The sequence below is a fragment of the Cupriavidus sp. HPC(L) genome, from assembly GCF_000307735.3.
Classification (GTDB): domain Bacteria; phylum Pseudomonadota; class Gammaproteobacteria; order Burkholderiales; family Burkholderiaceae; genus Cupriavidus.
The window spans coordinates 1-4,389 of record NZ_AMPR02000234.1 but is presented as its reverse complement, the minus strand read 5'-3'; the positions used below and the strand labels follow the sequence as shown (position 1 = coordinate 4,389).

The following is a 4,389-nucleotide window of genomic DNA, read 5'->3' as shown; positions in this document are numbered from 1 at the left end:
GGCTTCCTGCGGACGTGCGGGACGGGGCGGGCGCGGCGGCCGCGCTTCGGTACGGCGCTCGCCCGACGGCGCGCCCGAGCCCTTACCGGCGCCATTACCGGCACCACTGCCGGCAGGATTGCCGGCACCCTGCGGACGCCCCCGTCCGCCGCCGCCATTCTGGCCGCGCGCCTGGCGGCCCTTCTGGATCGGCTCGGGCGCGATGGTCGGATCCGGTTCGAACCCCGGCAGCACGATCTGCTCGAGCTTGCGCTTGATCAAACGCTCGATGTCGCGCAGCAGGCCATGCTCGTCGACGCAGACCAGCGACACCGCCTCGCCCTCGGCGCCGGCGCGGCCGGTACGGCCGATCCGGTGCACATAGTCTTCCGGCACGTTGGGCAGGTCGAAGTTGACCACGTGGGGCAGCTGGTCGATATCGATGCCGCGCGCGGCAATGTCGGTCGCCACCAGCAACCGCAGCGTGCCGGCCTTGAACTCGGACAGCGCGCGCGTGCGCGCCGACTGGCTCTTGTTGCCGTGGATCGCCAGCGCCGACAGGCCCTCCTTGCTCAGCTGCTCGGCCAGCCGGTTGGCGCCGTGCTTGGTGCGGGTGAAGACCAGCACCTGATGCCAGTCGTGCTCGCGCACCAGGTGGGCCAGCAGTTCGCGCTTGCGCTCGCGATCGACCGCGTAGACGCGCTGCGCCACGGTTTCGGCCGTGGTGTTGCGGCGCGCGACCTCGATCGACGCGGGATTGTCGAGCAGGCGGTCGGCCAGCGCGCGGATCTCGTCGGAGAACGTCGCCGAGAACAGCAGGTTCTGCCGCTTGGGCGGCAACACGTTCAGCACCTTGCGGATATCGTGGATGAAGCCCATGTCGAGCATGCGGTCGGCCTCGTCCAGCACCAGCATCTCGACATGCGACAGGTCGATGGTCCGCTGGCCCACGTGGTCGAGCAGACGGCCCGGCGTGGCCACCACGATATCGACGCCACGCTTGAGCTGATCGATCTGCGGATGGATGCCGACGCCGCCGAACATCACCATCGAACGCAGGCGCAAATACTTGCCGTAGTTGCGCACGCTCTCTTCGACCTGCGCGGCCAGTTCGCGCGTCGGCGTCAGCACCAGCGCGCGGATGCGGGGCCGTTCGCCGCGGGCCGGCGGCTCGGCGCGCGACAGCAATTGCAACATGGGCAGCGTAAAGCCGGCGGTCTTGCCGGTACCGGTCTGGGCGCCGGCGAGCAGGTCGCCGCCCTTCAGGATCGCGGGAATGGCTTGCGCCTGGATCGGCGTGGGCGTGGTATAGCCCTGCTCCGCCACGGCGCGGACAAGCTTGTCAGACAAGCCTAGTTCGGAAAAAGACATGGAATTCGTTTCGGCCGCCCCTTGCGCACGGATGCGCCAATCGTCGGGGCCGGCATGGATTGTGGCGACTGGCCGGCTGCCGCCGTCATCGCCTGCATGGGCGGGACGCGGGGTGCCGGGGAAGCGGAACGACTGCCTCCGCCTCCAGGTTCGGAAGGCCCGTAGTGTATCAGCCTCGGCGCATTCGCACCGGACGCCCCATGAGCCGAGCGGGTAGAATAGCGGGCTGTCCCGCCTTGCCCCGCCCGCCTGGCATTCCGCCCAGCGCCGGCCGCCGCGGCAGGCCATGTTCCGCCCCCCTGAAGCATCCGATGCCCCCAGGTCAACCACTGAGATCGGCACCATGAATCCACGTCCCCAAGCCACCGAGGCCACCCAGCCTGCGGCGGCCCCCGCCACGCCCGTCAAGAAGGTCTTCATCAAGACCTACGGCTGCCAGATGAACGAGTACGACTCCGACAAGATGGTCGACGTACTGCACGCCAGCCAGGGGCTGGAGAAGACCGACAATCCCGAAGACGCCGACGTGATCCTGTTCAATACCTGCTCGGTGCGCGAGAAGGCGCAGGAGAAGGTGTTCTCGGAACTGGGGCGGATGAAGGCGCTGAAGGCCGCCAAACCCGACCTGGTGATCGGCGTCGGCGGCTGCGTGGCGAGCCAGGAAGGCGCGGCCATCGTCTCGCGCGCGCCGTATGTCGACGTCGTGTTCGGCCCGCAGACACTGCACCGGCTGCCCGACATGATCGCGCGCCGCCGCCAGAGCGGCCATTCGCAGGTCGACATCTCGTTCCCCGAGATCGAGAAGTTCGACCACCTGCCGCCGGCGCGCGTCGAAGGCCCGAGCGCCTTCGTCTCGATCATGGAAGGCTGCTCGAAATACTGCAGCTACTGCGTGGTGCCCTACACCCGCGGCGAGGAAGTCTCGCGCCCCTTCGACGACGTGCTGGCCGAGATCGCGGGCCTGGCCGACCAGGGCGTGCGCGAGGTCACGCTGCTGGGGCAGAACGTCAACGCCTACCGCGGCCGCATGGGCGACACCAGCGAGATCGCCGATTTCGCGCTGCTGATCGAGTATGTGGCGGAGATCCCCGGCATCGAGCGGATCCGCTATACCACCAGCCATCCGAAGGAATTCACCGCGCGGCTGATCGACGTCTACGCGCGCGTGCCGAAGCTGGTCGACCACCTGCACCTGCCGGTGCAGCACGCGTCGGACCGCATCCTGATGGCGATGAAGCGCGGCTACAGCGTGCTCGAATACAAGAGCATCATCCGCAAGCTGCGCGCGATCCGGCCCACCATGTCGATGTCGTCGGACTTCATCGTCGGCTTTCCCGGCGAAACCGACGCCGACTTCGACAAGCTGATGGCGATGGTCGAGGAGATCGGCTACGACACCTCGTTCTCGTTCATCTTCAGCCCGCGCCCCGGCACGCCCGCGGCCAACCTGCACGACGACACGCCGCACGAGGTCAAGCTGCGCCGTCTGCAACGGCTGCAGGCGACCATCGAGGAGAACGTGCAGCGCATCAGCCGCGGCATGGTCGGCACGGTGCAGCGCATCCTGGTCGAAGGCCCGGCGCGCAAGGACCCGAACGAGCTGCACGGCCGCACCGAGAACAACCGCGTGGTCAATTTCGCGCTGCCCGGCGTGCCGCAGGCGAGCCGCGACCGGCTGATCGGCCAGATGGTCGAGGTCACGATCACCGAGGCCTTCCCGCATTCGCTGCGCGGCGAGATCCTGGTGCGCGGATAGGCGCGATGCCCGGCGCGCCGCGCGCACGGCGACGGCCGAAGACGAACAACAACGGAGCGCTCTCCCGATGAAAATTCCTTCCGCAGAATTCGTGGCGCCCAAGGACGACAACGCCCGGCTGCAGAACCTGTGCGGTCCGCTGGACGAAAACCTGCGCCAGGTCGAACAGGCGCTGGACGTCACGATCCAGCGGCGCGGCCACAAGATGACGGTGCGCGGCGCCAATGCCAACGAGGCCGCCGCCGCGCTGGAGCGCTTCTACAACCAGGCCCGCACGCCGCTGTCGATCGACGACGTGCAGCTCGGCCTGATCGAGACGCGCCAGTACGCCGCGCATGTCGCCGGCCCGCCCGGGGCGGACAACGACGCGGGCGGCGATGCCGACGACGAATCGCCGGTGCTGCACACGCGCCGCACCGGCCTGGTCGGCCGCACCGCGGCGCAGCGCGACTACCTGCGCAATATCGTCTCGCACGACCTGACCCTGGGCATCGGCCCGGCGGGAACCGGCAAGACCTATCTGGCGGTGGCCTGCGCGGTCGATGCGCTCGAGCGCGACGCGGTCAAGCGCATCGTGCTGACGCGTCCGGCGGTCGAGGCCGGCGAGCGGCTGGGCTTCCTGCCGGGCGACCTGGCGCAGAAGGTCGATCCGTATCTGCGCCCGCTGTACGACGCGCTGTACGACCTGCTCGGCTTCGACCGCACGCAGAAGATGTTCGAGCGCCAGATGATCGAGATCGCGCCGCTCGCCTATATGCGCGGCCGCACGCTGAACCACGCCTTCATCATCCTGGACGAGGCGCAGAACACCACGCCGGAGCAGATGAAGATGTTCCTGACCCGGATCGGCTTCGGCTCCAAGGCGGTGATCACCGGCGACACCACGCAGATCGACCTGCCGCGCGGCCAGAAGAGCGGCCTGATCGAAGCGCAGCACGTGCTGCGCGACGTGCGCGGCGTCGCCGCGACCCGCTTCACCAGCATCGACGTGGTGCGCCATCCGCTGGTGGCGCGCATCGTCGAGGCCTACGACGAATACCACGCCCAGCACAAGGACACCTGATTTGACCAGCAAGAAGATGGCTCCCAGCGCCGCCCCCAGCCTGATCCTGTTCGACGGCGAAGGCCGGGCCCGCAAGAGCGCCGCGCACGCGCTGCGCGTGCAGCTGCCCGACGGCCGCAGCCTGACCGTGGACCTGTCGCAGGCCGCCGACGGCGTGGTGTCGCTGCTGGCCGAGCACAGCGACCCGCGCCAGCGCGCCGGCCTGCTGGCCCGCCCCGAC

The 4,389-nt window shown here is 68.9% G+C and carries 3 protein-coding genes and 1 pseudogene; 3 read left to right on the top strand and 1 reads right to left on the bottom strand.

Features of this window, described 5'->3' with window-relative positions; all coding sequences use genetic code 11:
- Nucleotides 1-1,350, bottom strand: a 1,350-nt coding sequence (locus B551_RS14320; RefSeq protein WP_043439753.1) for a DEAD/DEAH box helicase, incomplete at its 3' end; no start/stop codon positions are given.
- Between the two features lie 343 nt (nucleotides 1,351-1,693).
- On the opposite strand from B551_RS14320, the gene miaB reads away from it, so the two are divergent.
- The 3 genes and pseudogenes from miaB to B551_RS14305 form a co-directional block, all read left to right on the top strand.
- The gene (gene miaB, locus B551_RS14315; protein ID WP_006579846.1) at nucleotides 1,694-3,106 is read left to right on the top strand and encodes a tRNA (N6-isopentenyl adenosine(37)-C2)-methylthiotransferase MiaB; all 1,413 of its coding nucleotides are present in this window, start codon (nucleotides 1,694-1,696) and stop codon (nucleotides 3,104-3,106) included.
- A gap of 67 nt (nucleotides 3,107-3,173) precedes the next feature.
- Nucleotides 3,174-4,169 carry a PhoH family protein gene (locus B551_RS14310; protein WP_006579847.1) on the top strand — a complete coding sequence of 332 codons (996 nt, stop codon included), beginning with the start codon at nucleotides 3,174-3,176 and terminating at the stop codon, nucleotides 4,167-4,169.
- Between the two features lie 16 nt (nucleotides 4,170-4,185).
- A pseudogene (locus tag B551_RS14305) lies at nucleotides 4,186-4,389 on the top strand (rRNA maturation RNase YbeY); the annotation flags it as partial.

Coding starts and splice junctions, on each gene's coding strand:
- miaB (WP_006579846.1), top strand. CDS start 1,694: ATGAATCCACGTCCCCAAGCCACCGAGGCCACCCAGCCTGCGGCGGCC.
- B551_RS14310 (WP_006579847.1), top strand. CDS start 3,174: ATGAAAATTCCTTCCGCAGAATTCGTGGCGCCCAAGGACGACAACGCC.